At 43.9% G+C, this 26,262-nt stretch carries 27 protein-coding genes; 7 read left to right on the forward strand and 20 right to left on the reverse strand.

The window, feature by feature from the left end:
* Positions 1-63 precede the first annotated feature (63 nt).
* From thrC to thrA, 3 genes are read right to left on the reverse strand one after another with little or no spacing between them, the layout of a single operon-like run.
* Positions 64-1,341 (reverse strand): threonine synthase, encoded by a 1,278-nt coding sequence (gene thrC / locus OV592_RS17815; protein WP_406609525.1) that lies wholly within the window; start codon positions 1,339-1,341, stop codon positions 64-66.
* The gene (thrB, locus tag OV592_RS17820; protein ID WP_406609526.1) at positions 1,338-2,303 is read right to left on the reverse strand and encodes a homoserine kinase; all 966 of its coding nucleotides are present in this window, start codon (positions 2,301-2,303) and stop codon (positions 1,338-1,340) included. Before thrB ends, thrC begins: the two co-directional genes overlap by 4 nt.
* 1 nt (position 2,304) lies before the next feature.
* Complete coding sequence (gene thrA / locus OV592_RS17825; RefSeq protein ID WP_016400849.1) at positions 2,305-4,776, reverse strand: bifunctional aspartate kinase/homoserine dehydrogenase I; 2,472 nt, start codon at positions 4,774-4,776, stop codon at positions 2,305-2,307.
* A gap of 540 nt (positions 4,777-5,316) precedes the next feature.
* Here thrA and aceK point away from each other — a divergent pair.
* Entirely contained in the window at positions 5,317-7,023 is a 1,707-nt protein-coding gene (gene aceK, locus OV592_RS17830; protein WP_406609527.1) for a bifunctional isocitrate dehydrogenase kinase/phosphatase, read from the forward strand.
* Positions 7,024-7,157: 134 nt separating this feature from the next.
* Complete coding sequence (locus OV592_RS17835; protein ID WP_338622226.1) at positions 7,158-7,709, forward strand: hypothetical protein; 552 nt, start codon at positions 7,158-7,160, stop codon at positions 7,707-7,709.
* Here the strand turns inward: OV592_RS17835 and OV592_RS17840 are convergent.
* Positions 7,706-8,203 carry a putative 4-hydroxy-4-methyl-2-oxoglutarate aldolase gene (locus OV592_RS17840; protein WP_406609528.1) on the reverse strand — a complete coding sequence of 166 codons (498 nt, stop codon included), beginning with the start codon at positions 8,201-8,203 and terminating at the stop codon, positions 7,706-7,708. The genes OV592_RS17835 and OV592_RS17840 overlap by 4 nt on opposite strands.
* Positions 8,154-8,621 (reverse strand): DUF3293 domain-containing protein, encoded by a 468-nt coding sequence (locus OV592_RS17845; protein WP_406609529.1) that lies wholly within the window; start codon positions 8,619-8,621, stop codon positions 8,154-8,156. The genes OV592_RS17840 and OV592_RS17845 overlap by 50 nt, the downstream gene beginning before the upstream one ends.
* A gap of 344 nt (positions 8,622-8,965) precedes the next feature.
* Between OV592_RS17845 and arcA the strand changes: the two genes are divergently transcribed.
* Positions 8,966-9,676, forward strand: a complete 711-nt coding sequence (gene arcA / locus OV592_RS17850) for a two-component system response regulator ArcA (RefSeq protein ID WP_016400844.1) — start codon at positions 8,966-8,968, stop codon at positions 9,674-9,676.
* Between the two features lie 250 nt (positions 9,677-9,926).
* Positions 9,927-11,339: a pyruvate kinase PykF gene (gene pykF, locus OV592_RS17855; RefSeq protein WP_016400843.1), complete on the forward strand. Its 1,413-nt coding sequence runs from the start codon at positions 9,927-9,929 to the stop codon at positions 11,337-11,339.
* Between the two features lie 58 nt (positions 11,340-11,397).
* Here the strand turns inward: pykF and OV592_RS17860 are convergent, their stop codons facing one another.
* Both OV592_RS17860 and OV592_RS17865 read right to left on the reverse strand, forming a co-directional pair.
* Positions 11,398-11,991 carry a gamma-glutamylcyclotransferase family protein gene (locus tag OV592_RS17860; RefSeq protein WP_406609530.1) on the reverse strand — a complete coding sequence of 198 codons (594 nt, stop codon included), beginning with the start codon at positions 11,989-11,991 and terminating at the stop codon, positions 11,398-11,400.
* Positions 11,992-12,030: 39 nt separating this feature from the next.
* On the reverse strand, positions 12,031-12,597 hold the full coding sequence (locus OV592_RS17865) for an SOS response-associated peptidase family protein (RefSeq protein ID WP_406609531.1): 567 nt from the start codon (positions 12,595-12,597) through the stop codon (positions 12,031-12,033).
* Positions 12,598-12,710: 113 nt separating this feature from the next.
* On the opposite strand from OV592_RS17865, the gene OV592_RS17870 reads away from it, so the two are divergent.
* A complete protein-coding gene (locus OV592_RS17870; RefSeq protein ID WP_406609532.1) occupies positions 12,711-13,166 on the forward strand; it encodes a methylglyoxal synthase in 456 nt (151 codons plus the stop codon).
* 1 nt (position 13,167) lies between these two features.
* Here OV592_RS17870 and OV592_RS17875 read toward each other — a convergent pair whose 3' ends face one another.
* The 3 genes from OV592_RS17875 to OV592_RS17885 all read right to left on the reverse strand — a co-directional run bounded on the left by OV592_RS17875 (position 13,168) and on the right by OV592_RS17885 (position 15,692).
* Positions 13,168-13,806, reverse strand: a complete 639-nt coding sequence (locus tag OV592_RS17875) for a super-infection exclusion protein B (RefSeq protein ID WP_152780476.1) — start codon at positions 13,804-13,806, stop codon at positions 13,168-13,170.
* 120 nt (positions 13,807-13,926) lie between these two features.
* Positions 13,927-14,913 (reverse strand): tRNA dihydrouridine(20/20a) synthase DusA, encoded by a 987-nt coding sequence (gene dusA / locus OV592_RS17880; protein WP_406609533.1) that lies wholly within the window; start codon positions 14,911-14,913, stop codon positions 13,927-13,929.
* A 188-nt stretch (positions 14,914-15,101) separates the two neighbouring features.
* Positions 15,102-15,692 (reverse strand): hypothetical protein, encoded by a 591-nt coding sequence (locus tag OV592_RS17885; protein WP_406609534.1) that lies wholly within the window; start codon positions 15,690-15,692, stop codon positions 15,102-15,104.
* Between the two features lie 195 nt (positions 15,693-15,887).
* Here OV592_RS17885 and OV592_RS17890 point away from each other — a divergent pair, with 195 nt between their 5' ends.
* Positions 15,888-16,709, forward strand: coding sequence for a glycosyltransferase (locus tag OV592_RS17890; protein ID WP_406609535.1), 822 nt, complete (start codon positions 15,888-15,890; stop codon positions 16,707-16,709).
* Positions 16,710-16,925: 216 nt separating this feature from the next.
* Positions 16,926-17,393 carry a chemotaxis protein CheX gene (locus OV592_RS17895; RefSeq protein WP_016400835.1) on the forward strand — a complete coding sequence of 156 codons (468 nt, stop codon included), beginning with the start codon at positions 16,926-16,928 and terminating at the stop codon, positions 17,391-17,393.
* Between the two features lie 69 nt (positions 17,394-17,462).
* Here OV592_RS17895 and OV592_RS17900 read toward each other — a convergent pair whose 3' ends face one another.
* The 10 genes from OV592_RS17900 to priB all read right to left on the reverse strand — a co-directional run bounded on the left by OV592_RS17900 (position 17,463) and on the right by priB (position 26,258).
* Positions 17,463-18,068 (reverse strand): peroxiredoxin C, encoded by a 606-nt coding sequence (locus OV592_RS17900; protein ID WP_016400834.1) that lies wholly within the window; start codon positions 18,066-18,068, stop codon positions 17,463-17,465.
* 431 nt (positions 18,069-18,499) lie between these two features.
* The gene (gene alr, locus OV592_RS17905) at positions 18,500-19,579 is read right to left on the reverse strand and encodes an alanine racemase (protein WP_406609536.1); all 1,080 of its coding nucleotides are present in this window, start codon (positions 19,577-19,579) and stop codon (positions 18,500-18,502) included.
* 6 nt (positions 19,580-19,585) lie between these two features.
* Positions 19,586-21,004, reverse strand: coding sequence for a replicative DNA helicase (gene dnaB, locus OV592_RS17910; protein WP_016400832.1), 1,419 nt, complete (start codon positions 21,002-21,004; stop codon positions 19,586-19,588).
* Between the two features lie 132 nt (positions 21,005-21,136).
* A complete protein-coding gene (locus OV592_RS17915) occupies positions 21,137-21,430 on the reverse strand; it encodes a cytochrome c (RefSeq protein WP_040306938.1) in 294 nt (97 codons plus the stop codon).
* Positions 21,431-21,567: 137 nt separating this feature from the next.
* Positions 21,568-22,185 carry an ATP-binding cassette domain-containing protein gene (locus OV592_RS17920; protein ID WP_406609537.1) on the reverse strand — a complete coding sequence of 206 codons (618 nt, stop codon included), beginning with the start codon at positions 22,183-22,185 and terminating at the stop codon, positions 21,568-21,570.
* Positions 22,185-23,873 carry an ABC transporter permease gene (locus OV592_RS17925; RefSeq protein WP_406609538.1) on the reverse strand — a complete coding sequence of 563 codons (1,689 nt, stop codon included), beginning with the start codon at positions 23,871-23,873 and terminating at the stop codon, positions 22,185-22,187. Before OV592_RS17925 ends, OV592_RS17920 begins: the two co-directional genes overlap by 1 nt.
* Complete coding sequence (locus OV592_RS17930; protein WP_406609539.1) at positions 23,870-25,051, reverse strand: ABC transporter substrate-binding protein; 1,182 nt, start codon at positions 25,049-25,051, stop codon at positions 23,870-23,872. The genes OV592_RS17925 and OV592_RS17930 overlap by 4 nt, the downstream gene beginning before the upstream one ends.
* 157 nt (positions 25,052-25,208) lie before the next feature.
* Positions 25,209-25,661: a 50S ribosomal protein L9 gene (gene rplI, locus OV592_RS17935; RefSeq protein ID WP_016400826.1), complete on the reverse strand. Its 453-nt coding sequence runs from the start codon at positions 25,659-25,661 to the stop codon at positions 25,209-25,211.
* A gap of 50 nt (positions 25,662-25,711) precedes the next feature.
* Positions 25,712-25,939: a 30S ribosomal protein S18 gene (rpsR, locus tag OV592_RS17940; RefSeq protein WP_016400825.1), complete on the reverse strand. Its 228-nt coding sequence runs from the start codon at positions 25,937-25,939 to the stop codon at positions 25,712-25,714.
* Positions 25,940-25,943: 4 nt separating this feature from the next.
* Positions 25,944-26,258 (reverse strand): primosomal replication protein N, encoded by a 315-nt coding sequence (gene priB / locus OV592_RS17945; RefSeq protein ID WP_406609540.1) that lies wholly within the window; start codon positions 26,256-26,258, stop codon positions 25,944-25,946.
* Positions 26,259-26,262 lie beyond the last annotated feature (4 nt).

The raw sequence follows: 26,262 nt of genomic DNA on the forward strand, positions 1-26,262 counted from the left end.
TTTCTTTTACAAACAAAAACAGCGCCATAAAGGGCGCTGTTTTACGTCGTTTAACCAATCAGCTTAGATGCTCATTAATAAAGTACGCAGTTGAGCAAAATCAGCTGGCATTTCTTTAGATAACAAGTCTAAGTTTGCGCGGTCAGCTAGCGGTTTAGGTAGGTCAATTTCACGTTGTAAAATCTCTTCTACGCTTTCTTTAAACTTAGCTGGGTGAGCGGTACATAAGAATAAACCTTGTTCGCCATCGGCTAGTTGCTCGGTAAGCTGCTGGTAAGCAATCGCGCCATGCGGTTCACACACATAACCTAAGTCATCTAATGCTTTAACCGCTTCAGCAGTTTGCTCATCAGTCATGGCACCTTTGCCTAGGTCACTTAGCGGCCAGCCTTTGGTTTTAAACAGCTCTTCAACACGTGGCCAGTTGTTTGGTTGGCTAACGTCCATCGCATTAGATAAGGTAGCTTGTGTTGGTTTAGGCTCCCAGTTACCTGACGCTAAGTAACGTGGCACCGTATCGTTTACGTTTGTGGCAGCAATAAAACGCTTAATCGGTAAGCCCATAGCTTTAGCAATTAAACCGGCGGTTAAGTTACCAAAGTTGCCTGAAGGCACTGCAACCACTAGTTGCTCACGTTGCGCTTTAGGTAGCTGTGCAGCAGCTTCAAAGTAGTAACAAACCTGCGCCACCAAACGGCTAATATTGATAGAGTTTGCCGAGTTTAGGCCAATAGCTTGTTTAAGCTCTTGGTCGTCAAAGGCTTGTTTAACCATGCTTTGACAAGCATCGAAGTCAGACTCTACCGCTACCGTAGTAATGTTGCCACCAAGGGTACAAAACAACTTCTCTTGCAGTGGGCTAATCTTACCTTTCGGGTAAAGCACCACTACGTTAATGTTTTCCATGCCATAAAAAGCATGTGCCACAGCTGCGCCGGTATCACCCGAGGTAGCGGTTAAGATAGTGGTTTTATTACCATTAGAGAACTTGGCTAAACACTGAGCCATAAAGCGGCCGCCAAAATCTTTAAAGGCTAAGGTTGGGCCATGAAATAGCTCTAGCGCGCTGATTTGCTCAGTCACCTTATTTAAAGGTGCAGTAAAAGTGAAAGCCTTGCTTACCATGTCAAATAGCTCAGCTTCAGACAACTCGTTGTCTAATAAAGCCGCGAGCAACTTTGCGCAACGGGCGTGAAAATCTAAGTCCAGCACCGCATCAATATCATCAAATGCAGGAATGCTATCGGGAAAGAATAAACCTTGCTGTTTACCCAAGCCTTGTTTTACAGCCTGAGTAAAGCTCACCTGCTCTTCGTTGTGTTTTAAGTTATATAAATTCATAGCGACGTTCCTGTTACTCGTGTGCCTTGCTCATCAATTTTACAAACATGGCAAAATCCATCTTCGTTTTGAATAAAGTGTTGTTCTAACCAAGCCTTGGTTCGCTCAGCTTGTTCTAATACTGGGGTAACAATATAAACCGTTGGCCCAGAGCCTGAAATACCGCTCGCTAATGCACCACTTTGCGCTGCATAGCTGCGTACTTCATCAAATCCTGGAATCAATTTCGCACGGTAAGGTTCAGCCACAATATTATCCTTTAATAAGGCTGCGGCTAACTCTGGCTGCTTACTATAACTGGCATGAACAAAACCTGCCAAATTACGGCCGAATTCTAAGGTGTCTTGGCGGCGATACTGCGCCGGCAAAATAGAGCGTGCTTGAGCGGTTGAAATATTAATGCCTGGGTAGGCAACAATCCAATACCAATCTTCAAAATGGGGAATAGCTTGGCTAGTCACCCCAGCTTCTTGCAACATTAGCTGCATGCCACCTAAATAACATGGCGCTACGTTATCGTAGTGCACGCTGCCGCTAATTTGGCCTTCTAACTCGCCCATCATAATGAGCATTTGCTCTTTATTAAATGGCGAATCAAGGTAGGCATTTAAGCCCTCTAACGCAGCCACTACCGAACACGCGCTAGAACCCAAACCACTACCAATAGGCAGGTTCTTTTCTAGGGTCATCTTAACGCAGCCAAGTACCTTGCCATGATGCTCTGCATACTGCTTAACAAAGTAGTGGTAGCAATCGTAAAGAATGTTCTGTTTAGGATCGGCTGGCAGTTTATGTGCGTATGGACCAACATTTTCGATGATCACATCATCGCCGCTGGCAGCTTCAACCAATACTCGGTCACCTAACAGCTGCCCATCAATTGGCGACAGCGCTGCACCTAAGCTGTCGAAACCTACACTTACATTGGCTGTAGAGGCTGGAGCATAAACAACAACACCCATATTACACCTCTTGGTTCCAGTTAAGCGTTCTTAATACGTCGGCAAATACGCCCGCTGCTGTTACTGCAGTACCCGCACCATAACCACGTAATACTAATGGAATTGGCTGGTAGTAACGGCTGTAGAAGGCCAAGGCATTCTCACCGTCTTTCACGCGGTGTAATGGGTCATCTGCCGCAACGGCACTTAACGACACTTTGCAAACACCCTTATCGATGCTGCCTAGATAACGCAGTACTTTGCCTTCGGCGGCCGCTTCATCCATAAGCTTAGCGAAATAAGCGTCTGCTTCAGGCAAACGTTGCATAAACGCCTCGGTATCACCGCTTGAATCAAAATTTGGTGGCAAGGCCATATCAATTTGAATATCTTCAATGCTTAGTGGCATGCCTGCTTCACGCGCGAGTATTAGCAGCTTGCGCGCTACATCCATACCCGATAAATCATCACGCGGGTCTGGTTCGGTAAAGCCATTTTCACGGGCGATTGTAGTGGCCTCAGAAAAGCTCATGCCTTCGTCTAGCTTGCCAAAGATAAATGACAGAGAACCAGACAAAATACCGTTAAAGCGCTCTAATTTATCGCCCGCTTTTAGCAGGTTCTGTAGGTTTTCAATCACTGGCAAACCAGCACCTACGTTAGTGTCGTATAAGAACTTACGGCGCATTGCCATGGCTGTTTTACGTAGCTGCTGGTAGTACTCCATGCTCGAAGTATTGGCTTTTTTATTGGCTGTAACCACGTGGAAGCCATTCGCTAAAAATTCTGCATATTTACCGGCAATATCATCGTTGCTGGTACAGTCTACGATCACAGGATTAATTAAGTGGCTTTGGTCTACCAAGTTAGTGACATTGTCTAAAGTAAAGCCACCATTTTCTTCGGTTGCTGCCAGTTGCTCTTGCCAGTGCTCAAGATCCAAACCTTTTGAATCTAATAGCAACTTACGGCTGTTAGCTACGCCACATACGCGAATACCGATTTGCTGTTCTTTTAAATGACTCTGCTGGGCATGAATCTGCTCTAACAAAGCGCCGCCAACACCACCTACCCCAATTAGGAATAAGTCGATAAAGTGCATGCTGTTAAAGAAGTTCTGATGACAAGCGCGAATTGCTTCAGCAGCTTTGTCTTGTGACACAACCGCAGAAATTGAACGCTCAGACGAACCTTGAGCAATAGCAACAATGTTAATCGCCACTTCTGCCAGAGAGGTAAAAAAGCGTGCGGCAACGCCTTTACTGCGGCGCATGCTATCGCCCACCAAAGAAATAATCGCCAACTTATCAATGGCTTCAATTGGCTCCAACAGCTGGTTAGCTAACTCAAGTTCAAACTCTTCGTTTAGCGCAGCCAAGGCACGCGATGCATCAATACTGTGAATACAAAAACTTACGCTGTATTCGCAGCTAGATTGCGTAATAAGGGCAACCGATACTTTACTGCGCGAAATGCTCTCAAAGATCCGCCCGGCCATGCCAACCATGCCTTTCATGCCAGGGCCTGAAACCGTCAGCATGGTTAGTTCAGACAAGCTTGATAAAGCTTTAACTGGCAAGTCATCTTGTGCAGGGCTTTGCGCGCCAATTAAGGTGCCTTCACCTTGTGGGTTAAAGGTGTTCTTAATAAGGCAAGGAATATGGTATTGAGCAATTGGGGCAATGGTTTTGGGATGAAGTACTTTAGCGCCAAAGTAGCTAAGCTCCATCGCTTCTGGATAACTTAAACTGCGCAGCAATCGAGCATCTTCAACAATACGAGGATCACAGTTGTAAACACCATCTACATCGGTCCAAATCTCGCAACATTCCGCATCTAAACAAGCTGCCAAAACTGCTGCGCTGTAATCAGAACCGTTACGCCCAAGCACTACAGTTTCACCTTGCTCGTTACCCGCAGTAAAACCAGGCATTAAGTAGATGAGATCTTCTTGAATCATCGCCTTGTTCAAACGCTGTTTAGAGGCTTGAATATCAACAACCGCTTCTAGATAACCACCGGAAGTAGCCACTAACTTTTGCTGAGGAATGATGATTTCGGCGCTATGACCACGAACCGACAATAAGTGGTTCATAGTATGAATGCTAAGCTTTTCGCCAGTAGACAGTACTTTGGCGCGAATGTTGTCTGGGCACTGCTGTAATAATGCTACGCCCTTCAATAATTGGCGAAGCTCGCCCAACTCTTGGTGCACCATTAACTGCATTTGCTCGATGGCAAAGCCAGCATACTTCTCTTTTAGTTTTGACAATAGCTCTTGGAAGGTAGCGTCAATGCGGGTCAAATAGCTTTCGCCATCGTTACCGTGACTAACTTTATCTACTACAGCAACCAAATCATTGGTCACCCCAGCAGGGGCAGACAATACCACTGCCATTTGAGATTGATGCTGATTGCTTAACACAATGTCTGCAGCGCGATTAAAGCGCTCAGCGTCAGCTAAAGATGATCCACCAAATTTTAAGACTCGCATTATTCCTCCCAAAAAAAAACCCGTATCGTGGTTGATACGGGCTTTCTTCGATGTAGTAAGTTGCTACAACCAGCCCGACCCGCATGTGGTGGTGCGGGTAATAGTTCCGGTGGTTGTGTAAGCAAAACGTACTAGCATCTTAATAAAAAACTAAATCCAATTTATGGCCATACCTTAACCAGCTGAGGTGGATAGTCAAGCTTTATTTATCTAAGCCAAATGCATAAAAGTGCGCTTTTAGCCTTATTTATGCTTTAAAGGAAGGTTTTTTAAAGAATAAGCTTGGCCCCGCGTAATAGATATTGAGCACAATAAATAGCTTAAAACAGCAGCTTTTAAACGAAAATTCAGGGCACTAGCGCCTTTTAACCTCAGCGCTTGAAAGCAACCTTTACTCGATGTGCGAAAAATAGACGAAACAACCGAGTAAGGTGCTAGATATGAAGGTGAATTACCACTGCCGCAACTTCACAACAAAAATTTGAACAGGTGTTTAAATCCTGCCATAGTGGATAAAAAAACAACAATAAGAAATAGCCTATGACGCAATTAATGGAACACCAAGCCGCCCACGCCATGTTGCAGCGCTTCAATAGCTTTTATCAATGCTTCCTGGAAGTAACTAGAGGTGCTCAAAAACGCTTTGAAGAAGCCGACTGGATGTCGGTGCAGCTTGCCTCACGAGAACGTATTCGCCTTTATGACCACCACGTAACTGAGGCCCGAGCAGCGATTAAACAGCTCACCGGCCACCTGCAACGAAGCGATGCCTTTTGCGCAGCGGTAAAATCGCATTACTCAGAGTTGCTTAAACAGCATGATAATTTTGAAGTAGCCGAGTCGTTTTTCAATTCTGTCTATCAACGTTTGTTTCATCATCGCTATATAGAAGAAAGCCAACTGTTTATTCGCCCTAGCCGATGCAGCAAACTGTTTGATTACCAACTGCTTACCCATACTTATCAGAATACCTCGTTGGATACCTTATTAAAGCAGCTCTTCGAAGACTATAGCTTTAATATCGAATACGAAGATTTACCTCGCGACACAGAGTTTATTAAGCAACGCTTGACGGAACTTCCGCAACTGGCTCAGCAACAGTTGCACAAAATAACCATGTTACAACCGGTGTTTTACCGAAACAAAGCCGCTTACCTTATTGGCCAATACACAAGTGAAGCTCATAGTTTTCCCATAGTGTTTCCCTTACTTAACCAGCAAGGCAACGTGGCCATTGATAGCGTGCTAATTGATAGTGACGAAGTGAGTATTATTTTTGGCTTTGCGCGCTCTTACTTCATGGTGGACGCCCCAGCCCCGCGCCGAATAGTCAACTTTCTTAAGCAACTTTTACCCAATAAAACTGACTACGAGCTATTTACCGCCATTGGCTGTCAAAAACATGGTAAAACCGAATTATATCGCCACTACCTCAATCACTTGCACAATTCCAGTGATCAATTTGAGCTAGCACCCGGCATTAAAGGCATGGTGATGAGTGTATTTACCCTGCCCTCGTATGATGTTGTATTCAAAATTATTAAAGATGAATTTACCCCGCCCAAAGACGTAAGCCACGCCATTGTGAAAGAGAAATATCGACTGGTAAAACAGCACGATAGAGTGGGTAGAATGGCAGATACTCAAGAGTTTTCTAACGTTGAATTTCCGCTAGCGCGCTTCAGCCAGAGCTTACTAGATGAACTGCAAGCGGTTGCACCTTCGGTGCTGCATATCGAGGGAGATTCCATCACCATTAAACACTTATATACAGAACGGAAAATGATCCCGCTTAACATGTACCTGGATCAAGCTGACGAAGCGCAAACTCGGCAAGTTATTGATGAGTATGGCAATGCCATTAAACAGCTAGCTGCTGCCAATATTTTCCCCGGAGATATGTTGTTTAAGAATTTCGGGGTCACCCGTCATGGTCGTGTAGTATTTTACGACTATGATGAAATCTCCTATATGACGGAATGTAATTTTAGAGAGTTTCCAAAATCTCAATATCCTGAAGATCAATGGGCGGCACAACCCTGTTATTCGGTGGGACCAAACGATATCTTCCCTGAGGAGTTTGCCACCTTTTTATTGGGAAAACCCATCGTTAAACAGGTATTTAAAGAGTTACATGCAGAGCTTTTTCAAGCCAGTTTTTGGCAAGAGCTGCAGCAAAACATTAAAAACGGCCAGTTTGAAGACGTATATCCATACAGAAGACGCCGTCGATTTATTAACCGCTAGACGATTGTGCTAGAAAATTTGGCTTTAAAATCATTTATTGGGCTTTCTGCAAATTTTTGAAGATCCACAATGATCTTAAAGTGATGATCAACCATACTACTGTTACTAAGAAAAATAATAACAAGGAGACGGCAGTGGCTAAGTTACTATTCCAGCATTCGATTGCTGCTGTACTTGTTATTGCCAGCGGTTCTTTAGCGGCCGCTGAAGTAGAAAATGAAATGAGCTTAAGCTACGGCGATGGCGAACACGTTCAGCTATCGTCACGTAGCCAAGTGAAAAATTGGTACATCACTGGTTACAACAACAGCCAGTTTGTGAGTACCGGTGAAGCCAATGATGTTGATTCGTGGTTTTTCAACGGTGGTTATCAACACAAGCTTCGCAACGAGCTATCTTTGTTCGTTGAAGCTGGGGTTAACAACCAATACGACGACATTGCCACACGTAAAGGCTTTAACCTTTCAACTGGGCTTAACTACCAACCCTTAAAAAGCTTGTCTATCCAAAGTAAACTCGTGCAAGTTCACCAACCCAAGTACGACAATACTGAGCATAGCTTAGAACTATCTAGTACCTACCACCTGCTGAAGAACATTGATGTGAAAGCCGTTTATCAAGTTGAGGCCCAACAAGATAAAGAAACACAACAACAAGTGCAGTTTGGTTTAGGCTATCGCTTTTAAGCAAACCCTTCCGGCAACTGCAACGCTTGCTCACTCACTAAAATTCCATTTTCATCAGCATATAAGTACATACCCGGCCGAATAGTTTGGCCAGCAAAACTTACTGACACAGCTGTTTCCCCCAAGCCCTTACGCTCTGTTTTCATCGGGCAAGCTGCTAATGCCCTAACCCCCAATTCCATAGTGTTAATGGCAGCTACATCTCTAACAGCACCAAAAATTACCACGCCTGCCCAGCCCTGTAGGTAAGCAGAATCTGCAATGAGATCTCCCATTAAGGCTCTTTGGGTACTTCCTCCGCCATCAACAACCAATACCCTGCCCTCACCAGGGCAGGCCAATAACTCTTTTACTCGGCTGTTATCTTGCCAACATTTAGCGGTTTCCACTTGGCCATGAAACAGCTTTTTAGCTCCATAAATCTGGAAAACGGGCTCGAATAATTTAACTTGCGCTGGATATAGGTCGCACAATTCGGGTAGTAGATCTTGCATAGTGATAGTCCTCTATCATCTTGTTGTAAGCCCAAGGGTTGTTAAACCAGCGGGGCGATATTTCTCCGAGGCTAGAATGGGCGCTCGCTAAACGCTTTGTGTCGTAAAGGTAGCATTCGTTATCTAACCAATAAAAGGCCTTTTGTCTGAAAGCCTTTGCAATATGTTGAGCATCAATTAACGAGCAGTCAACAATTGCACTATATTCGTAATGATTTAGATCCCTTGAGCCAGCAAATACCCAAAAGTGTCGAAACTGATGACGCTGCAAAAATGAAATAAAATGACAATCTAGCCAGTGATTAAATCGTCGAGTTCGCGTCACACCATCAGGATTACTCGCGGTGATAACAGCAAGTTCTTGATATTTAAAGTCGGTATTTGCCAGAAAAATGGTGTTTTGATACAAATTAAACATGTAGTTTATTTTCAGTATTGATTAGTAAAATTCGCTTTATTCGCAATTTTCGATTGATTTGAATCAAAAGCACCGCAGAAAACGTAAGCTTTTTTCAGACTCAAGTTGTTATATCACTGTTAAGCCCATAGAATATGTTTACTGCTTGTAACGAACAATGCATGTGGAAGGTCTCGTACGCTGATTTATCACGCGTTTTAGACAAACTATTTGTCTATTTTTTTGCCATTCAACGAGTTTTAACACAAACTCAACATGGATGAATAAGTAGCCATTGCCTCACCTTCTGTATAGCGCTACCTGTTCACAAGCCAACTTTATTCTAAACAGCATTGGGGAAGACCATGACACCAAATATTCTAATTGTCGAGGACGAACTGGTCACTCGTAATACGCTAAAAAGCACTTTTGAAGCCGAAGGTTACAATGTGTTCGAAGCGATTGACGGCAATGAAATGAACAGCGTATTAGAAGCGCATTCTGTTCACTTAATTATCATGGACATTAACCTTCCTGGTAAGAATGGTCTGTTGTTAGCACGTGAGTTACGCGACCGTGAGCAAATTGCATTGATGTTCCTAACCGGACGCGACAACGAAGTAGATAAGATCCTTGGCTTGGAAATTGGTGCCGATGACTACATCACCAAACCATTTAACCCACGTGAATTAACTATTCGAGCTCGCAACCTACTTAACCGTACCGTAAATGGTCAAGTAGCGAGTGAAGATAAAGGCACAGTTGAGGAATACCGCTTCAACGGTTGGACTTTAGACATTAATAGTCGCTCATTAGTAAGTCCAAACCAAGAGACTTACAAACTGCCACGTAGTGAGTTTCGCGCTATGTTGCACTTTGTTGAGAACCCGGGACAAATTCAAACCCGCGCAGACTTATTAAAGAAAATGACTGGCCGCGAGCTTAAACCACACGATCGTACAGTTGATGTGACTATTCGCCGCATCAGAAAACACTTTGAATCGATCCCTGAAACACCAGAAATTATCGCCACCATCCACGGTGAAGGTTATCGTTTCTGTGGTGAAATTGAATAAGCGATAAAATCGCATCAAAACCTCGCAGTTTGGCGAGGTTTTTTTATACTTGCTAGATGCTCAAATAATGAGCAAAACAGCGAGCTTTTACAAAATTGCACAATTAACAAGCCACATTTGTGAATTATAAATCGACATTATTTTGATCGACATTCGGATTTGTAGTTATTTTTCTACATATCCTTTTGTGATCAATCTTGTATAATGTGCGCAGATTTTTTACTAGCATCCTTAACGGAGAGTCACTTCAATGAAGAAAACCAAAATAGTTTGTACCATTGGTCCAAAAACTGAATCGGTAGAAATGCTAACTAAGTTAGTTGAGTCAGGCATGAACGTAATGCGCCTTAACTTCTCTCACGGCGACTTTGCTGAGCACGGCACTCGCATCAACAACCTACGTGAAGTTGTTAAGAACACTGGCAAATCTGCTGCTGTTTTATTGGATACCAAAGGTCCAGAAATCCGCACTATTAAACTAGCTGGCGGCGAAGACGTTAGCTTAGTTGCTGGTCAAGAGTTCACTTTCACCACAGACCAAACTGTAATCGGCGATGCAACTCGCGTAGCGGTAACTTACCCTGGTTTTGCTGCTGACTTGAAAGTAGGCAACATCATCCTAGTAGATGACGGCCTAATTGAAATGGAAGTTATCGCAGTATCTGATGACGAAGTTAAGTGTACTGTTCTTAACAACGGTGACTTAGGCGAAAACAAAGGTGTTAACCTTCCTGGCGTTATCGTTCAACTTCCTGCTCTTTCTGCTAAAGATAAAGGCGACTTAATCTTTGGTTGTGAGCAAGGTGTTGACTTCATCGCAGCATCATTCATTCGTAAGAAGGAAGACGTACTAGAAATTCGTCAACTTCTTAAAGAGAATGGCGGCGAGAAGATCCAAATCATCTCTAAAATCGAAAACCAAGAAGGTGTAGATAACTTCGACGAAATTCTAGAAGTTTCTGACGGTATCATGGTTGCTCGTGGTGACTTAGGTGTTGAAATCCCAGTTGAAGAAGTAATCTTCGCTCAGAAGATGATGATTGAGAAGTGTAACCGTGCTCGTAAATTGGTTATCACTGCAACTCAAATGCTTGATTCAATGATCAAAAACCCACGTCCAACTCGTGCAGAAGCGGGCGACGTTGCTAACGCAATCCTAGACGGTACCGATGCAGTAATGCTTTCTGGTGAGTCTGCTAAAGGTAAATACCCTGTAGAAGCTGTATCTATCATGGCAACTATTTGTGGTCGTACTGACGCAGTAATGCCTTCTAACTTAGATCCAGCACGTGATAGCGGTAAACTACGCATCACTGAAGCGGTATGTAAAGGTGCTGTAGAAACTTCTGAGAAGCTAAGTGCTCCTCTTATTGTTGTTGCTACTGAAGGTGGTAAGTCTGCGAAATCTGTTCGTAAATACTTCCCACAAGCTAACATCTTAGCAATTACTACTAACACTAAAACTGCTGCTCAACTTTGCTTAACTAAAGGTGTTATTCCTCACGTTGTTGAAAGCATTGAAAGCACTGACTCTTTCTACGCGCTTGGTAAAGATTTAGCGATGGAATCAGGTCTTGCAAACAAAGGCGACATCGTAGTGATGGTATCTGGTGCCTTAGTACCTTCTGGTACTACTAACACTTCTTCTGTACACGTACTGTAATTTACGTTTATCGAAGCTAAAAAAGGCGCCTAAGGCGCCTTTTTTTATACCTAAATTCTTAGCTCTGAGCGACCGGGTTGTAATCAGCCAAATGCGCCATATCATTTAGTATCGAATCAATTTGCTCTAAGGCTAGAGCATCCATATTAATGGCCCTTGGGTAAATAGGTTGATGACGGTCATCTAACCAGTGGCTTACCCAATAATTGGTCGAAAGCAAAAACTCACGCGCGTATTGCTCATTTACCGCCAAACACCCTCGCAAACACACATCTAAATAAGACTGTAAAATAGGGCTATTGCTCTGTGGATGCCAATACTCTTTAGCCACATAGGTATATATCTTAACGGCTGGTTTTGGCAGCGTATCTAAGAGATCAAGCTGTGAAACATCGAGTAACACTCTATCGTAATCTTCTTCGCGTTTATCCAGTTCAGGCAAGAAGCTTTCATCAAAGGGAATCAGCACCCCATTCACGCTGGCATTATTATCGGGAGTAATTACAACAGCGGAACGATCATCAGCGCTTTTCAAACCACTCCAATAACGTTGGTAACCATGTAACCGCGCTGCATACGCATGTTCACCAGGAAAGGTACACTGTCTGCAATCTGCATCAATTAAACTGCCATAACCAAAAATGTAAATCATCAATCACTCCTAGAAACCTGATGCGACAAAATATACTAACTAAAACAAGCCCACCTGTGGGCTATCGCTCGACACATGATAATGAAACTGCTCCGCCTCATATTTACAGGGCTGCCCGCCCAACCAGCGCAAGCCTTGCTCGAGTTCAAACAACAAAGGCATGCGATGATGATATTGCTGTAAAGCACTCGCTGCAGCTTGAGTGAGAACAACTAAGTGCTGTTTTCCCTCAGAAGCCTGCAAATACAAACCGCCCAGCAATAATACATTTTGATGCTCCAAACTAAACTCAAAACGTTCTTGATTACGCCATTCATGCCACGCTTTTACCGGCAGTAAACAACGCTGGGTTATCCAGGCGTTTTGAAACATAGCTTTATTAGCAGCGCTTTCTACTCGAGCATTAATAACAAGCTGGGTATGTCGAGGGTGCTTTACTCCCCATATAAAAGGCTTACAACGCAGGGTTTCCTGCTCAATAATCAAAGCTGGCAACGACTCGCTAGGGCGATACTGTTTGGTTTCGCCAAAATCTAGAAATAACGAATCCACACCTACGGCTTGTCGTATTTCATATTCACCGCCAATCATTACGCTACCGCACACGTTTTTGCTATCCCACCTTGATTATCTGCTGGCTGTTGCTAGCTAATAGTAAATACAAACAGTAACATAATCTGTAGTAAACGCTTTCAAACTAATCGTATTTAAGAGGTAACATGGATACAACCACCCGCACCATGAACGTTCGCAAACGTATAGCATTGGTAGCCCACGACCATAAAAAAACGGCGTTAATTAACTGGGCGAAGAATCATCGCGATGATTTAATTAAACATCAGTTATTTGGAACCGGCACCACCGGTACGCTGTTGTCACAACAAGGGTTTGAAGTAGAGGCCTTATTAAGCGGTCCAATGGGTGGCGACCAACAATTAGGCGCAATGATTGCGGAAGGTAAAATAGACTTAATGATCTTCTTCTGGGATCCACTAGACGCGGTGCCGCATGACCCTGATGTCAAAGCGCTACTGCGTTTGGCTGCGGTATGGAATATACCAATGGCTACCAACCAAGCGACGGCTGAATTTATCTTAGCCAGCCGTCACTTTAATCAGGAGTTTTCGGTAGATGTCCCCGATTACGCGGGTTATCTAAAACAGCGTACTAGTTAAACTATGCCGCCGTTTGGCTTTCTGTATCACCGGCACGGATCCTAAATAGTTTCCCAGAGTGAGTACGATTTGCTTTGTAATCTGGTTGTAAAAAGCGAGGGCGAATTGATTTCAAATGTTCAATTTGCTCTTCGTTTAACTTACCAACCGGTAAGCCTAAAGCTTTGTAACTCAATAATGGCCGCGCCGCTAAATTGATCATCATGTCCACATTGCTTCGTTGCTCGTGAACATGTTGCTCATTCATTGGCTTTAACACACCATTTTCCATTAAGTTTGCTACGGCAGGCTCTTTTAAAGGCAGACTTAATACGCTGCGACGAGTAATAATAAACTCGCGTAAAATAGCGCGCTCAGAATGATCCAAACACGAGATCATCGAAGCGAGTCGTTGTAATTCTCGACGATGTTGAACGGCTCCCGTGATACTGGTCATAATCAACAACAATCCTCGGCTAAGAAAATAAGCCAAACCCGTTACACAACTAATAGTTAACACCATACTCAGTTGCGCGTTTAAACCTGCTTCAGGTAACCACTGCTTGGGAATAACCAGTAACATGCCACTGGCGGTAAGCACCCACGCCATAAAAATGTCTAATATGCCCCAGCGGGCGATTAAACGTCCTAAAAATTCCATTGTTTTGCACTCCTGACAAAAAGCTGACTCTTCGCAGGTAGTGATAGCAAGGGCTGTGCCAGATAATGAGAAGGCCGCATAAAGCGGCCTCAATTAAACAAGTAAGTAAGCTAACTAGGCTTATTGATGCTCGGGAACTAAATCCATTGCAGCTTGCATCACTTCAATGCCAGCACCTTTCTTATGGGCATTCTCGCTTAAATGCCTACGCCAAGCACGCGCTCCCACACAACCTTGGAACAGCCCCAGCATGTGGCGGCTAATATGTTGTAAACGACCGCCTTGTGCCAAATGGTTTTCAATATATGGCAGCATTAACTCAGCCACTTGATGGCGGCTTAATGCTGGCTGCGGATCGTCAAAGATCTGTTGATCCACATCCGCCAATAAGTAAGGATTTTGATAAACCTCGCGACCTAGCATAACGCCATCGAGATGCTTTAGGTGCTCTTGCACTTGTTCTAAGCTAGCAATTCCGCCATTTACGCTTATGGTTAACTGCGAGTAATCAGCTTTTACTTGGTAAGCTCTTGGGTAATCTAACGGAGGAATATCTCGATTCTGCTTAGGGCTAAGACCAGACAACCAAGCTTTACGCGCATGAATAATAAAGGTTTCGCAGCCAGCTTCAGCCACCGGCTCAATAAAGTCTTTTAGAAACTGATAACTATCTTGCTCATCGATACCAATCCGTGTTTTTACCGTCACTGGAATCTTAACTTGTTGCTGCATTTTACTGACACATTCAGCCACCAGCTCTGGCTCAGCCATTAAACAAGCGCCAAAACGACCATTTTGCACACGGTCTGATGGGCAACCAACATTTAGGTTTACTTCGTCATATCCCAAATCTTCAGCGCGTTTTGCACATTCGGCTAACTCCTGCGGATTTGAGCCGCCCAGTTGTAAAGCTAGTGGATGCTCTTGTTCAGAGAAGCCTAAGTAATCCCCTTTGCCATGTAAGATCGCACCTGTCGTTACCATTTCAGTGTAAAGCAGGGTATTTTTGCTCATCAAACGGTGGAAGTAACGACAGTGACGGTCAGTCCAATCGAGCATTGGAGCAACAGAAAAGCGATGAGGTTGGTAGGGTGAAACTTGGGTCATGGGCTCAACATAATAATAAAAAGCTAAAAGATCAAAGCACTATATTCATAAGCCAAGCTTGTTTTAGCTAGCATCTATCAAGTGCATCTAAATACCTGAGTTAACTTAACTCAGCCAGCAATTATACTACGGCTGAGTAGGTATTGCCCAATCTTGTCAGAGAATACTTTGCCTTAACTAAGCTTTATTTATTCGAGTAAAAATTGAAATTCGCCAGCTTTTACCCACTCGGCTAACCAGCTTGCACGGCCTACAAGTTTGCCTTCATAACGCTGCTCTCCATTAACTGAGTATACGCCACGTTTTGGCACGATACTAAAAGCCAGCTGCCAATTAGAATAGCCATTGATAGAGCTATCTTTTTGAGGCTCGGGGAGCCTTGCAAACTCACCAACAAACTCATGCATCTCTGCTCCACTTCTATCAATAAATGAACCGCTTAAATCAGGCTGAATAATCAGTGATATAGTCCAGTTTTGAGCCGCCAACTGCTCAGCATTTGGGTAAACAAACACCCTACCATGTGCTTGTTTTCGCAGCTCAAGTTCGCCATCAAATACTGTTATCCAGCCATTATGGTAAACGGTTTTATCATGTACCACTGAGCCCATATTCCATTCATCGCCGTCGCGAAATGGCTCGGTATAACGAATGGTTCGCAAATAATCAGGGCCTTCAAAATTGAGCACAAACATTTCATCATGGTTTATCTCTGCAGCAGCATAAACAGCGCCTTCAAAAAGAGAGAAAAGCAAAGCTGCAGCGATTAATTTCTTCATTTCACTTCCTTGTATTTAACCATGCAATAGGCAAGGTCTGTTGAGCGTGCTAGTTCAAACTCTACGCCGGCATCATCGATAAACTTATCTTAAGTCACTTGCTCAACTAACTTTAACTGGTAGTCTGGCATTTGTAATAACTAGCACAACTGTATAAAACCTGATTAAGGTGATGAAACTTTCAAGGATGAAAGAATGGAAGCCAAAACCTCGGTGGTGATCCCATATTTTAATAATCAGCAGTTTATTTCTAAAGCTGTGAGCTCTGTAATTGAACAAACTCAGCCAGCGCTAGAACTAATCATTGTGAATGATGGTTCAAACAAGGAAGCCCGACACTATCTCGAGCAATTTAGCTCGGTGGCGACTATTGTTGATCACCTTAGTAATCTCGGAATAGCAGAAGCACGAAACAACGGAGTTAAGGCTGCGAAAGGTGAGTTCATTGCATTTCTAGATGCCGATGATTATTGGGATAAACACAAACTTGCACTTCAACAACAAATTATGGAGAGCGAACCGGAACTCTCTGGTTGTCACTGCGCCACCAATATCTTTTCTGAAGAAGGTGAAGCCAGTGAAACCTGCGACGCTAAACCTCTTTATCTTAGTATGAGTGATAGCCTGGTAGACTCGCATATTGTTCCTTCGAGTTGGCTAGTTAAACGAAAAGACTTTATCGAGGCTAAGGGCTTCGATTCTCAGGTTATCGCTGAAGACTATGATTTGTTTCTCACACTGCTTGCCAAAGGTCATCGATATAAGTTTATTGCGAAACCACTGGTGTGGTTTCGCAGAGCAAATCAAGGGAACGAGTCTGGTCGTTGGCAATACATTTTTTACGGACGCTTAAAGGTGTTTAAAAAACACTGGCGAGATTTATATAAAGAAGGGGGGACTTGGGCACTGTGTAATAACTTACAGCGAACCTTTGAACTAGCAGCTTGGAGAACCAGCGGCATTCTTTATTATCTTTTTAGGCTTTTCGCGACGATAATTCCTAACAACTATAAATGAGCCGAAAGCTAAAAGGATATAAATGAGAATATCAACTGAGTCTCAACGATTCAGTGAAACACTTCTTAAAAATATGACTAATAGTTGCAGCTCATCGGATCTCGTGCGATTCTTATAATAATTCTCAATAGTTTTTGTGGCTTTGGTCTTCAGCCTGTTTAAGCGCTTGATTTAAATTTGACCAAAATCACCCACAGTAGGAAGTTATCGGTCACTATGGACGTAAATTTTGTTAACCCTTTTCTAAAGTCTCTTTTAAACGTGCTCGAAACCATGGCTCAACTAGAGCTAAAGCCAGGTAAGCCAGGGCTTAAAAAAGATGAAATTGCACGCGGTGATGTTTCTGGACTGATTGGTATGGTTGGCCCACAAACTAAAGGCTCTTTATCAATCAGTTTTGATAAAGGCTTGGCTATTGAAATTATGCGCCGCATGTTAGGTGAAGCGCCAGAATCTATTAATGAAGAAGTCACCGACATGGTTGGTGAAATTACTAACATGGTGACTGGTGGTGCGAAACGCTTGCTGGCTGAAGATGGCTACGATTTTGATATGGCGACCCCGGTGGTAGTATCAGGTCCGTCTCATACCATTACTCATAAAACTGAAGGGCCTAAAGTATTGATCCCTTTCACTTCTATTCATGGTCACGCCACCATCGAGATTTGTTTCGAAAATATTTAGTTTTATGCGATAAATACAAAAAAAGCCCGCTGTTGCGGGCTTTTTACTTTCTAGCTAACTAACGGCTTATTATAGGCCTTCAGCGTTAGCAGATAAGTACTTAGCAACGCCTTCAGGGCTTGCGTCCATACCTTCTTTACCTTCTTCCCATTGTGCAGGACATACTTCGCCGTGCTTCTCGTGGAAGTTTAATGCGTCAACCATACGTAGCATTTCGTCAATGTTACGACCTAAAGGTAGGTCATTAACTACTTGGTGACGAACAACACCGTTAGTATCGATTAGGAAAGAACCACGGAAAGCAACACCAGCTTCTGGATGCTCTACATCGTAAGCCTGACAGATTTCGTGTTTAACGTCTGCTACTAGTGGGTATTTAACTTGACCAATACCGCCATCTTCAATAGCAGTGTTACGCCATGCGTTGTGAGAGAACTGAGAATCGATAGATACACCGATTACTTCAACGCCTTTATCTTGGAAATCTTGGAAACGGTGATCAAAAGCGATCAACTCAGAAGGACAAACAAAAGTAAAATCTAGTGGGTAGAAGAATACTACCGCAGCTTTACCTTTGATGTGCTCACTTAGCGTAAAGGCATCAACAATTTCGCCGTTACCTAGAACAGCAGCGGCAGTAAAGTCTGGAGCAGGACGACCAACTAATACACTCATTTCGTATTCCTTGTTAAATAGGTTATCAATTTCGCTATAAATAATGCGCCAAAATTGTCGACTTGACGAATTGATCTAATCAATTAATTCGATAGGCTGTAACTATCAAAATATAGATTAATAATTCAGCACCCAATTAATAGCCTAATTTGATGAACTTGTAAATACTAGGGTCTGTAGATCTTTGGTGTTGAAATTTTGTTCGAGATAAGCGGGCTTTAATCGCGGCGAGCACTTAGAAGCCTAGTGAGCTAAGCAAGAAGTGCTTAACAAAGAGTAAAGTTCGCGTATCCGAACCCTTCGGGCAGCATTTCTTAGCCATTTATTCAGCGTTAGCTAGTGATTAATAAGCCCACTTAACTGCACACTCACTGCCTTGCCTAAATGGCTAATAAATTGCTGCAAAAACCATCAGCAAAGATCTACAGACCCTAGTTTGTGTATGTTATACGAACTCTTGATGTCAACTTAGTGACCAGCTCATAAGCGATAGTGCCAACCGCCTTTGCAATCGTCTCAACGGGTAACTCGGGCCCCCAAAGTATTACTTTGTCGCCGACCTTATCCTTACAATCTGGGCCAAGGTCAACACACAACATATCCATAGAGACCCGCCCAACAATAGGCACTAAGCGACCGTTAAGCCACACCGGCGTGCCATTAGGGGCGCTGCGCGGATAACCATCTCCGTAACCCATAGCAACTACGCCTAACCGAGTATCTTGTTCTGCTTGCCAAGTAGCACCATAGCCTACCGACTCACCATTTGGATGTTCACGCACCGCGATAAGGTTAGTTTGCAAGGTCATGGCTGGAATCAAACCAAAACCCGCACCGTTATTATCCACTTGAGGAGAAATACCGTACATGGAAATCCCTGGACGATTCCACTGCGCATGAGCCTCTGGCCAAAGAAGAATTCCAGCCGAATTAGCTAACGAGCATTCAACGCCAAGCTCTTTGGTTAATTCGCTAAACAATGTAATTTGCTGGGGTGTTAAGGGATGTTCAAGCTCATCAGCACATGCAAAATGACTTATCAGCTTGAAAGGTGTCTGAATATTTTGGCAACTGCGAATTCGTGGTAATAAATGCTTAAATTGCTCGGGCAACAAGCCCAAACGATGCATCCCTGTGTCGAGCTTAATCCACGTCTCTAAGGGCTGCTTTAATGATAACAGCTCTACCAGCTCTAATTGCTGCTCGCTATGAATGACCGTAGCAACTTGATGTTGCGCTAACTCTTGTGCTTCTGCGCCATCAAAAAAACCTTCTAGCACTAGGATATGCGATTTAATCCCCGCTTTACGCAACGCGATCGCTTCTTTACAACGAGCAACGGCAAAACCATCTGCTAATTCCGCCAAGGCCTCTGCCACTTGCAACATGCCGTGGCCATAAGCATTAGCTTTAATAACAACTAAAATTTTGCTACTAGGTGCACGTTGCTTTAATACTGCGTAATTATGTTTTAAAGCAGATAGCGAAACTTGCGCGTTAGCGATTTCCATTAGTACCTATTCGTCGTCGTAAAATTCGCCAGCCCAGTTATCAAAACGAGAGAACTGACCTTGGAAGGTAAGTGGAACACGACCAATAGGGCCGTTACGCTGCTTACCAATAATGATTTCGGCAAGGCCTTTGTTATCCGTTCCTTCGTTATAAACTTCATCACGATAGATAAACATAATTAAGTCGGCATCCTGCTCAATAGAGCCCGATTCACGTAGGTCGGAGTTTACTGGGCGTTTATCGGCGCGCTGCTCCAAACTACGGTTAAGCTGAGAAAGCGCCACAACCGGTACGTTTAATTCTTTCGCCAGCGATTTAAGCGAGCGGGAAATTTCGGCAATTTCTAAGGTCCGGTTTTCACTTAAACCCGGTACTTGCATCAGCTGCAAGTAATCAATCATGATCATGCTAAGCCCGCCTTCTTCTCGCGCAACACGGCGAGCACGAGAGCGAACTTCGGTGGGGGTTAAGCCAGAAGAGTCATCCACATACATCTTCGATTTTTCGGCCATTAAACCCATAGTGGAAGATAAGCGAGCCCAATCGTCATCATCTAGGGCGCCGGTTCTGATCTTAGTTTGATCAATTCGACCCAGAGAGGCCAACATACGCATCATGATTTGCTCAGAGGGCATCTCCAAACTAAAAATCAGAGCTGGTTTATCTTGGGTCATTGCTGCGTATTCACATAAGTTCATCGCAAAGGTGGTTTTACCCATTGATGGACGAGCAGCAACAATAATAAGATCGGAACCTTGTAAGCCTGCTGTTTTTTTGTCTAAGTCAGCAAAACCGGTAGATACACCGGTTACCCCATCGTTAGGCGCTTTGTACAACTCTTCAATTTTATCAATGGTTTCGGCCAGCAAACCTTTTACTTCTTTAGGGCCTTCGTTGGCATTGGCGCGAGACTCAGCAATTTTAAATACTTTGCTCTCGGCAAAGTCCAACAAATCACTACTCTTTCGTCCAGCCGGCTCATAGCAGCTATCGGCAATTTCATTAGCCACTGAAATTAGCTCTCGAGTTACCGCTCGCTCGCGAACAATTTCAGCATAGGCGCGAATATTAGCAGCACTTGGAGTATTTTTAGCGATCTCACCGAGGTAAGCGAAGCCACCAATATCGTCTAACTGCTCTTGGCGCTCTAGTTCTTCCGATACTGTCACCAAGTCGATAGGCTGACCGCTTTCTGCCAAACGGTGCATGGCGGAAAATGTATATTGATGGGCACGTTGATAGAAATCTTGCTCAACTACCAGCTCCGACACATTGTCCCAAGCGTTATTGTCGAGCATTAGGCCACCTAATACTGCCTGTTCAGCTTCTAACGAGTGTGGAGGCACTTTAAGCTGATCAATTTGCGAATCTTTAGGCTTTCTATCTTTATCTTTAAACTTACGAGAGGGCGCGCTGGCTGCCATAATCTTTCATTGCGGTTGTTTGTTACTGGCGCCTATTATGCGGGAATTATGCAGCCACACCAAGTAACATTTCTCCCAGATTTAGAAACTAAAAAGCCAGCTCTAGGCTGGCTTATTGCAAAAAACGGCTGCTTACATTTTAGCGTAGTAGGCAGCTAATTCGGCAATTTCGGCGTCGGTTAAGTTAGCCGCTTGGCCCTGCATTACAACAGCTTGCCCGCCATTACGCTGCTTATCACGATAGGCTTTAAGCGAAGATACTAGGTATTGCTCATTTTGGCCGGCTAAATGCGGGTAGCCCGGAATCATAGCCTTTCCTTCAGCTCCGTGGCACGCAGCACATAATGGCGCTTTAGCTGGAGCCGCGCTTGCGGTTGATGCGACAAATGGTAGTGACAATGCCAACGCAATAATCAATTTGTTCATCTTCATCCTCTTTATTGTTATTGGGGATCTCTATGTGAGTCCTGACGCTTTCGCTCCACACAATAAAGCCTCAGGAAAATTAAGCTTATCAAATAAAACTCAACAGCAACAGCTTAATACTTAGGCAAAAACCACTATCAAAAAATCGAAATAGGCGGAGCTTGTAAACAGTCCTCTGCATCATGGGTAACTAACAGAGCCGGAATTGACAGCTCTTCAATTTTATCTCGAACAAACTCGCGAAACTGTTTGCGTAAGGGTTTATCTAGCTTGCTAAAAGGCTCATCAAGCAATAACAATTTCGGCTCTGCCAATAAACTACGTAATACACTTACCCTCGCCCGCTGACCGCCCGACAAACTAGCAATATCACGCTGCTGATAGCCAGGCATACCAGCATCAGCCAAAGCTTGTTCTATAAGTTGAGCTGCTTGGCCTTGTTTGGCATGCGCTAAGCCGTATTGCAGGTTTTGAGCAACATTAAAATGCGGGAACAGCAAATCATCTTGAAACAGCATTCCAACTTGGCGTTGCGCTTGCGGCGCGTTGAGCAAAGATTTCCCGGCCAGACTCACTTCTCCCGAGCAAGTAAAGCCTTCGTCTAAAGTGCCGGCAATAGCCGCTAAAAAACTAGATTTACCACACCCACTCGGCCCCATAATAGTCACGATTTCACCACCGGCCACCGACATATTAAGCTTGCTTAAAAAGTGCTGCTGAGCAAACGCCAAACCAAAATCTTTAATCTCTAACATTAACTATGCATCCCTCGAAAATGCCGGTAGCGCCATTTAGGCCAAGCAATAGCAGTACTGTACACCAGCAGTGGCAGTAAAGTTTGCCATATCACCATAACTGCAGTGACTCGCCTATCGCCACCAGAAGCCAGCGCAACTGCTTCGGTGGTTAGAGTACTCACTCGCCCTGCTCCCACAAACAAAGTAGGCAAGTATTGAGCAATACTCACAGCAAAACCAATAGCAAAAGCCAAGCCTAAAGGACGAGTAAGCATGGGTAATTTTACCGCCATAAAACTGCGCCAATAACTATGCGACAAACTAACCGCTGCCTGCATATAACGCTTATCAAAGGCCCGATAACTGCCAACCAAAGATAAATACACATAGGGTAGAACAAAAATAATGTGTGCCCAGATAACAGTGATGAGGTTGCCATCTAGGCGATACTTAAACAGCTGAACTTGCACACCAAATAGAAACACCACTTGAGGCAACAACAAAGGCAGGTACATCATTACTGACCACCAGCGCGACGTATCGGCTTGTTTTAATTGGTACTCCAAGCAGCCAACAACCAATATTAAACTTATGGCGGCCGAAGAAAACGCAATGCCTAAACTATTAAACAATGGAGATAGCAAATAACTCCCTGCTTGCTGCCAATAGTGCAAGCTCCACTGTGCAGGCAATACATCAGGAAATCTCCATCGCCAAGTTATTGACCAAATAAGGATCACCAATAAGCTCAATACTAAGCTAAGCACCAGTGTCACTAACAAACCACGGGCGAGTTTGCCGCTACTCGCTGATTTGCGAACACCTTGCATGGCTTTATTTAGTTGCCTAGTGAGATAGAGCTTTTCTAAGCCTAAAGACAGCAGCACACTCAATACCACTACAGCAAGCAGTAACAATGAGCCCGCCGCTCCCACTAAACGCAGATCGATATTGCTATCACTAAACCACTGCCAAACCAATAGTGCCAGGGTTACTGGCTTACTCGGGCCGATAATTTGCGCCACATCCACAACCGTAAGTGAGAACGCAAGCACCGTAAAAAACGGCAAGCGAATACGTTTAATTAACTGCGGGAACAAAATATCTTGCCATACTTGCTGGCTCGAATAAGCAAAGCTTTGGCCAAGTGCCAAACTGCGTTTTACTGGCAATTGAGAACAAGCAGACATTAATACCAGTAACATGAATGGTAACTCTTTCACCCACAAAGCGAGTATTAAGCTTAGCCCCCAAGCATCTTGAGTGGTTTGCCATAAAGGCGGGTAGTTAAAATCGGTTAACCAAGGGGAGACTAAACGCATCAGCCAGCCACTTGGCGCTAATAGAAATAATAAAGCAATGGCCATTGCAGCATGTGGGATGGCCAAAAATGGGGCCAGCGTTTTTTCTAGAAACTGCCACCAACGGCTTTGATAACAGTGCATGATTAGCCAAAGCGCTGATATCAATGACAATAAAGCAGCAGCCCAACCAGTAAACAGCGTAAGCAATACCGATTGCCATAATGAAGAATAACTAAATAGCTGTTGCCAAACGCTTAAGCTAAATTGGTGTTTTGACGCAATCGGAAAGTAACCAAAAGCAGGTAAAAGCGTATCAATAAAACCAAACAGCAAAGGCAGCATCAGCAGTGCACAGGTCACAACTGGAAATAACACTGCTGCCTTTTTGGAAAATAGACTCATTGGCTATAGCGACGCAACCATTCTGCTTCTAATAAAGCGACCCAAGTAGCATGAGGCTCACCTAAAACCTTGGCGCGATCTGCAGCACTTAAGCTAGCTTGGTTTTGCTGCCCAGCAAAAAACTGTTGTTGTTCAGCGCTAAGTTTATCCAACGCCAATACCGTAGGGTCACCCCAATAGGTTAAATCGGCTTTACGTGCTTGCGCTTCAGGCGACAATAAAAAGTTGGCCACTACCATCGCACCCGCGCTGGCGTCACTATTAAACGGAATAGCCAAGAAATGAGTATTCCCTACTGTACCTACCTGATGCACATAACTACGTACCGATTCCGGCAATAGACCTTGTTCAATAGCAGCGGCTGGGTCATTAGGATTAAAGCTAAAAGCGATACTTAGCTCGCCATCATTTAGGAGCTGCTGCATTTGCCCGCTACCACTAGGGAAGCTTTGGCCGCGGCGCCACATTAATGGGTGTAACTGATCCAAATAAGCCCACAACTTACTCGTCACCTTATCAAAGGTTTGCTTATTCACCGGCTGGTAAAGTTGCTCGGTATCGTCAATGGTTTCAAATAAGGCTTGTTTTACAAAAGTGGTGCCATAAAAGCTTGGCGGCGCTGGATAACTAAATAAACCGGGGCTTTGCTGTAGGTAGCCAAATAATGCTTGCATAGACATTGGAGCTTGTTGGATACGCTCACCATCATAATAGAATGTAAGCTGAGCACCTCCCCAAGGAGACTCATAACCTTCTACAGGTATGGTGAAGTCATACTGCAAGGCTGGGCTATTGGTATCGGTAAGTGCTAAATTTGGCAAGTTCTGGCTAAATGGGCCATAGAGCAATTTGGCCTCTTTTAAGGCGCGAAAGTTCTCGCCATTAACCCACACCAAATCAACGCTGCCACCGTTAGTTCTGCCACTCACTTTCTCTGCCAAAATACGGCTGACCACATTGGCGGTATCGGTAATTTTTACATGCTCAAGCTCAACACCATAGCGCTGCTTAACTTGCTCACCCGCCCAGCGAATATAGGCGTTAATATTATCGGCGCCAGCCCAGGCATTAAAATACACGGTTTGCCCTTTAGCTTGCTGCTCTATGTCTGACCAACTGCTATTGGCATGGGAAAAAACACTGATAAAGGCGGTCGCTAAAACCAAAAATAAACGCACTCTAACTCTCCTTGTTCAAGTAACCAATTTGCGACAACGAAATACTAATAGTCAAAACCGGATTTATCTCAACTATCTTTCAAAATCCTTTAAAATCATAGCCAATATACAAAAAAACCGCGCCTAGGCGCGGTTTTTTCAAGCTATTTAGCTGAAATTATTCAGCAGCAACAACTTGTAGAGTAACAGTAGCAGTTACGTCAGTGTGAACTTGAATAACAACTTCAACTTCACCTGTGTTACGTAGTACACCGTTTGGTAGGCGAACTTCAGATTTAACTACTTCAACACCAGCAGCAGTTACAACATCAGCGATGTCGCGAGTACCGATAGAACCGAATAGTTTACCTTCTTCACCAGCTTTAGCTTCGATAACAATTGCTTCTAGAGCATTTAGTTTCTCAGCGCGAGCTTCAGATGCTTTCAAAGTTTCAGCTAGTTTAGCTTCTAATTCTGAACGACGAGCTTCAAAAACTTCTACGTTAGCTTTAGTTGCAGGAACAGCTTTACCTTGTGGGATCAAGAAGTTACGTGCGTAACCTGCTTTAACATTAACTTGATCGCCCAAACCGCCTAAGTTAGCGATTTTGTCTAATAGAATAATTTCCATTACCTTTCCTCGATTAATTCGATTGAGTTAGGCTAGTTGCAAACGCCGATTTACTTATGTAAATCAGTGTATGGCAATAGAGCCAGGTAACGAGCACGTTTAATAGCGCGTGCAAGTTGACGTTGGTATTTAGCGCTTGTACCAGTAATACGACTAGGTACAATTTTACCACTTTCAGTGATGTAGTTTTTTAATGTTGCTGTATCTTTATAATCGATCTCAACAACACCTTCCGCTGAAAAGCGGCAGAATTTACGACGACGGAAAAAACGTGCCATAACATTATCCTCGTGATAACAAATCAATTTCAGAAGCATGAAGTACCAATCGATATGAACCGTTGGCCGCTTTGTGGCTATTTATAAAACCACTTACTCTTACTTCACACCCCATACTTATATGCGATGAATCTTGCTTCAAAATATCGCCACTGGCAACTACTGCTACTTGGCAATAGGCTTGGCGAGAAAATCCAGCTTCTTGTTGCTGCGAACGATGCTCTAGCCAAAATTGGCAATGTGCAACACCGGCCGGACTGGTAGAGCGTTTTGGTGCGCGTAATACTCGCCCCTGCAAAACCAACCTATTTTCAGACATAAGG

Origin of the sequence: Agarivorans sp. JK6 (assembly GCF_045277145.1) — a bacterium.
Classification (GTDB): Bacteria; Pseudomonadota; Gammaproteobacteria; order Enterobacterales; family Celerinatantimonadaceae; genus Agarivorans; species Agarivorans albus.

Excerpts from the sequence above, each read along its gene's own strand:
- alr (WP_406609536.1), bottom strand. The coding sequence starts at position 19,579 with ATGGAAATCGCTAACGCGCAAGTTTCGCTATCTGCTTTAAAACATAAT.
- rpsR (WP_016400825.1), bottom strand. The coding sequence starts at position 25,939 with ATGGCACGTTTTTTCCGTCGTCGTAAATTCTGCCGCTTTTCAGCGGAA.
- OV592_RS17915 (WP_040306938.1), bottom strand. The coding sequence starts at position 21,430 with ATGAACAAATTGATTATTGCGTTGGCATTGTCACTACCATTTGTCGCA.
- OV592_RS17890 (WP_406609535.1), top strand. The coding sequence starts at position 15,888 with ATGGAAGCCAAAACCTCGGTGGTGATCCCATATTTTAATAATCAGCAG.
- OV592_RS17870 (WP_406609532.1), top strand. The coding sequence starts at position 12,711 with ATGGATACAACCACCCGCACCATGAACGTTCGCAAACGTATAGCATTG.
- dnaB (WP_016400832.1), bottom strand. The coding sequence starts at position 21,004 with ATGGCAGCCAGCGCGCCCTCTCGTAAGTTTAAAGATAAAGATAGAAAG.
- OV592_RS17900 (WP_016400834.1), bottom strand. The coding sequence starts at position 18,068 with ATGAGTGTATTAGTTGGTCGTCCTGCTCCAGACTTTACTGCCGCTGCT.
- OV592_RS17845 (WP_406609529.1), bottom strand. The coding sequence starts at position 8,621 with ATGTTTAATTTGTATCAAAACACCATTTTTCTGGCAAATACCGACTTT.
- thrB (WP_406609526.1), bottom strand. The coding sequence starts at position 2,303 with ATGGGTGTTGTTGTTTATGCTCCAGCCTCTACAGCCAATGTAAGTGTA.
- OV592_RS17875 (WP_152780476.1), bottom strand. The coding sequence starts at position 13,806 with ATGGAATTTTTAGGACGTTTAATCGCCCGCTGGGGCATATTAGACATT.
- OV592_RS17925 (WP_406609538.1), bottom strand. The coding sequence starts at position 23,873 with ATGAGTCTATTTTCCAAAAAGGCAGCAGTGTTATTTCCAGTTGTGACC.
- pykF (WP_016400843.1), top strand. The coding sequence starts at position 9,927 with ATGAAGAAAACCAAAATAGTTTGTACCATTGGTCCAAAAACTGAATCG.
- OV592_RS17885 (WP_406609534.1), bottom strand. The coding sequence starts at position 15,692 with ATGAAGAAATTAATCGCTGCAGCTTTGCTTTTCTCTCTTTTTGAAGGC.
- arcA (WP_016400844.1), top strand. The coding sequence starts at position 8,966 with ATGACACCAAATATTCTAATTGTCGAGGACGAACTGGTCACTCGTAAT.
- OV592_RS17840 (WP_406609528.1), bottom strand. The coding sequence starts at position 8,203 with ATGCAAGATCTACTACCCGAATTGTGCGACCTATATCCAGCGCAAGTT.
- thrC (WP_406609525.1), bottom strand. The coding sequence starts at position 1,341 with ATGAATTTATATAACTTAAAACACAACGAAGAGCAGGTGAGCTTTACT.
- priB (WP_406609540.1), bottom strand. The coding sequence starts at position 26,258 with ATGTCTGAAAATAGGTTGGTTTTGCAGGGGCGAGTATTACGCGCACCA.
- OV592_RS17860 (WP_406609530.1), bottom strand. The coding sequence starts at position 11,991 with ATGATTTACATTTTTGGTTATGGCAGTTTAATTGATGCAGATTGCAGA.
- OV592_RS17920 (WP_406609537.1), bottom strand. The coding sequence starts at position 22,185 with ATGTTAGAGATTAAAGATTTTGGTTTGGCGTTTGCTCAGCAGCACTTT.
- aceK (WP_406609527.1), top strand. The coding sequence starts at position 5,317 with ATGACGCAATTAATGGAACACCAAGCCGCCCACGCCATGTTGCAGCGC.
- rplI (WP_016400826.1), bottom strand. The coding sequence starts at position 25,661 with ATGGAAATTATTCTATTAGACAAAATCGCTAACTTAGGCGGTTTGGGC.
- dusA (WP_406609533.1), bottom strand. The coding sequence starts at position 14,913 with ATGACCCAAGTTTCACCCTACCAACCTCATCGCTTTTCTGTTGCTCCA.
- OV592_RS17895 (WP_016400835.1), top strand. The coding sequence starts at position 16,926 with ATGGACGTAAATTTTGTTAACCCTTTTCTAAAGTCTCTTTTAAACGTG.
- thrA (WP_016400849.1), bottom strand. The coding sequence starts at position 4,776 with ATGCGAGTCTTAAAATTTGGTGGATCATCTTTAGCTGACGCTGAGCGC.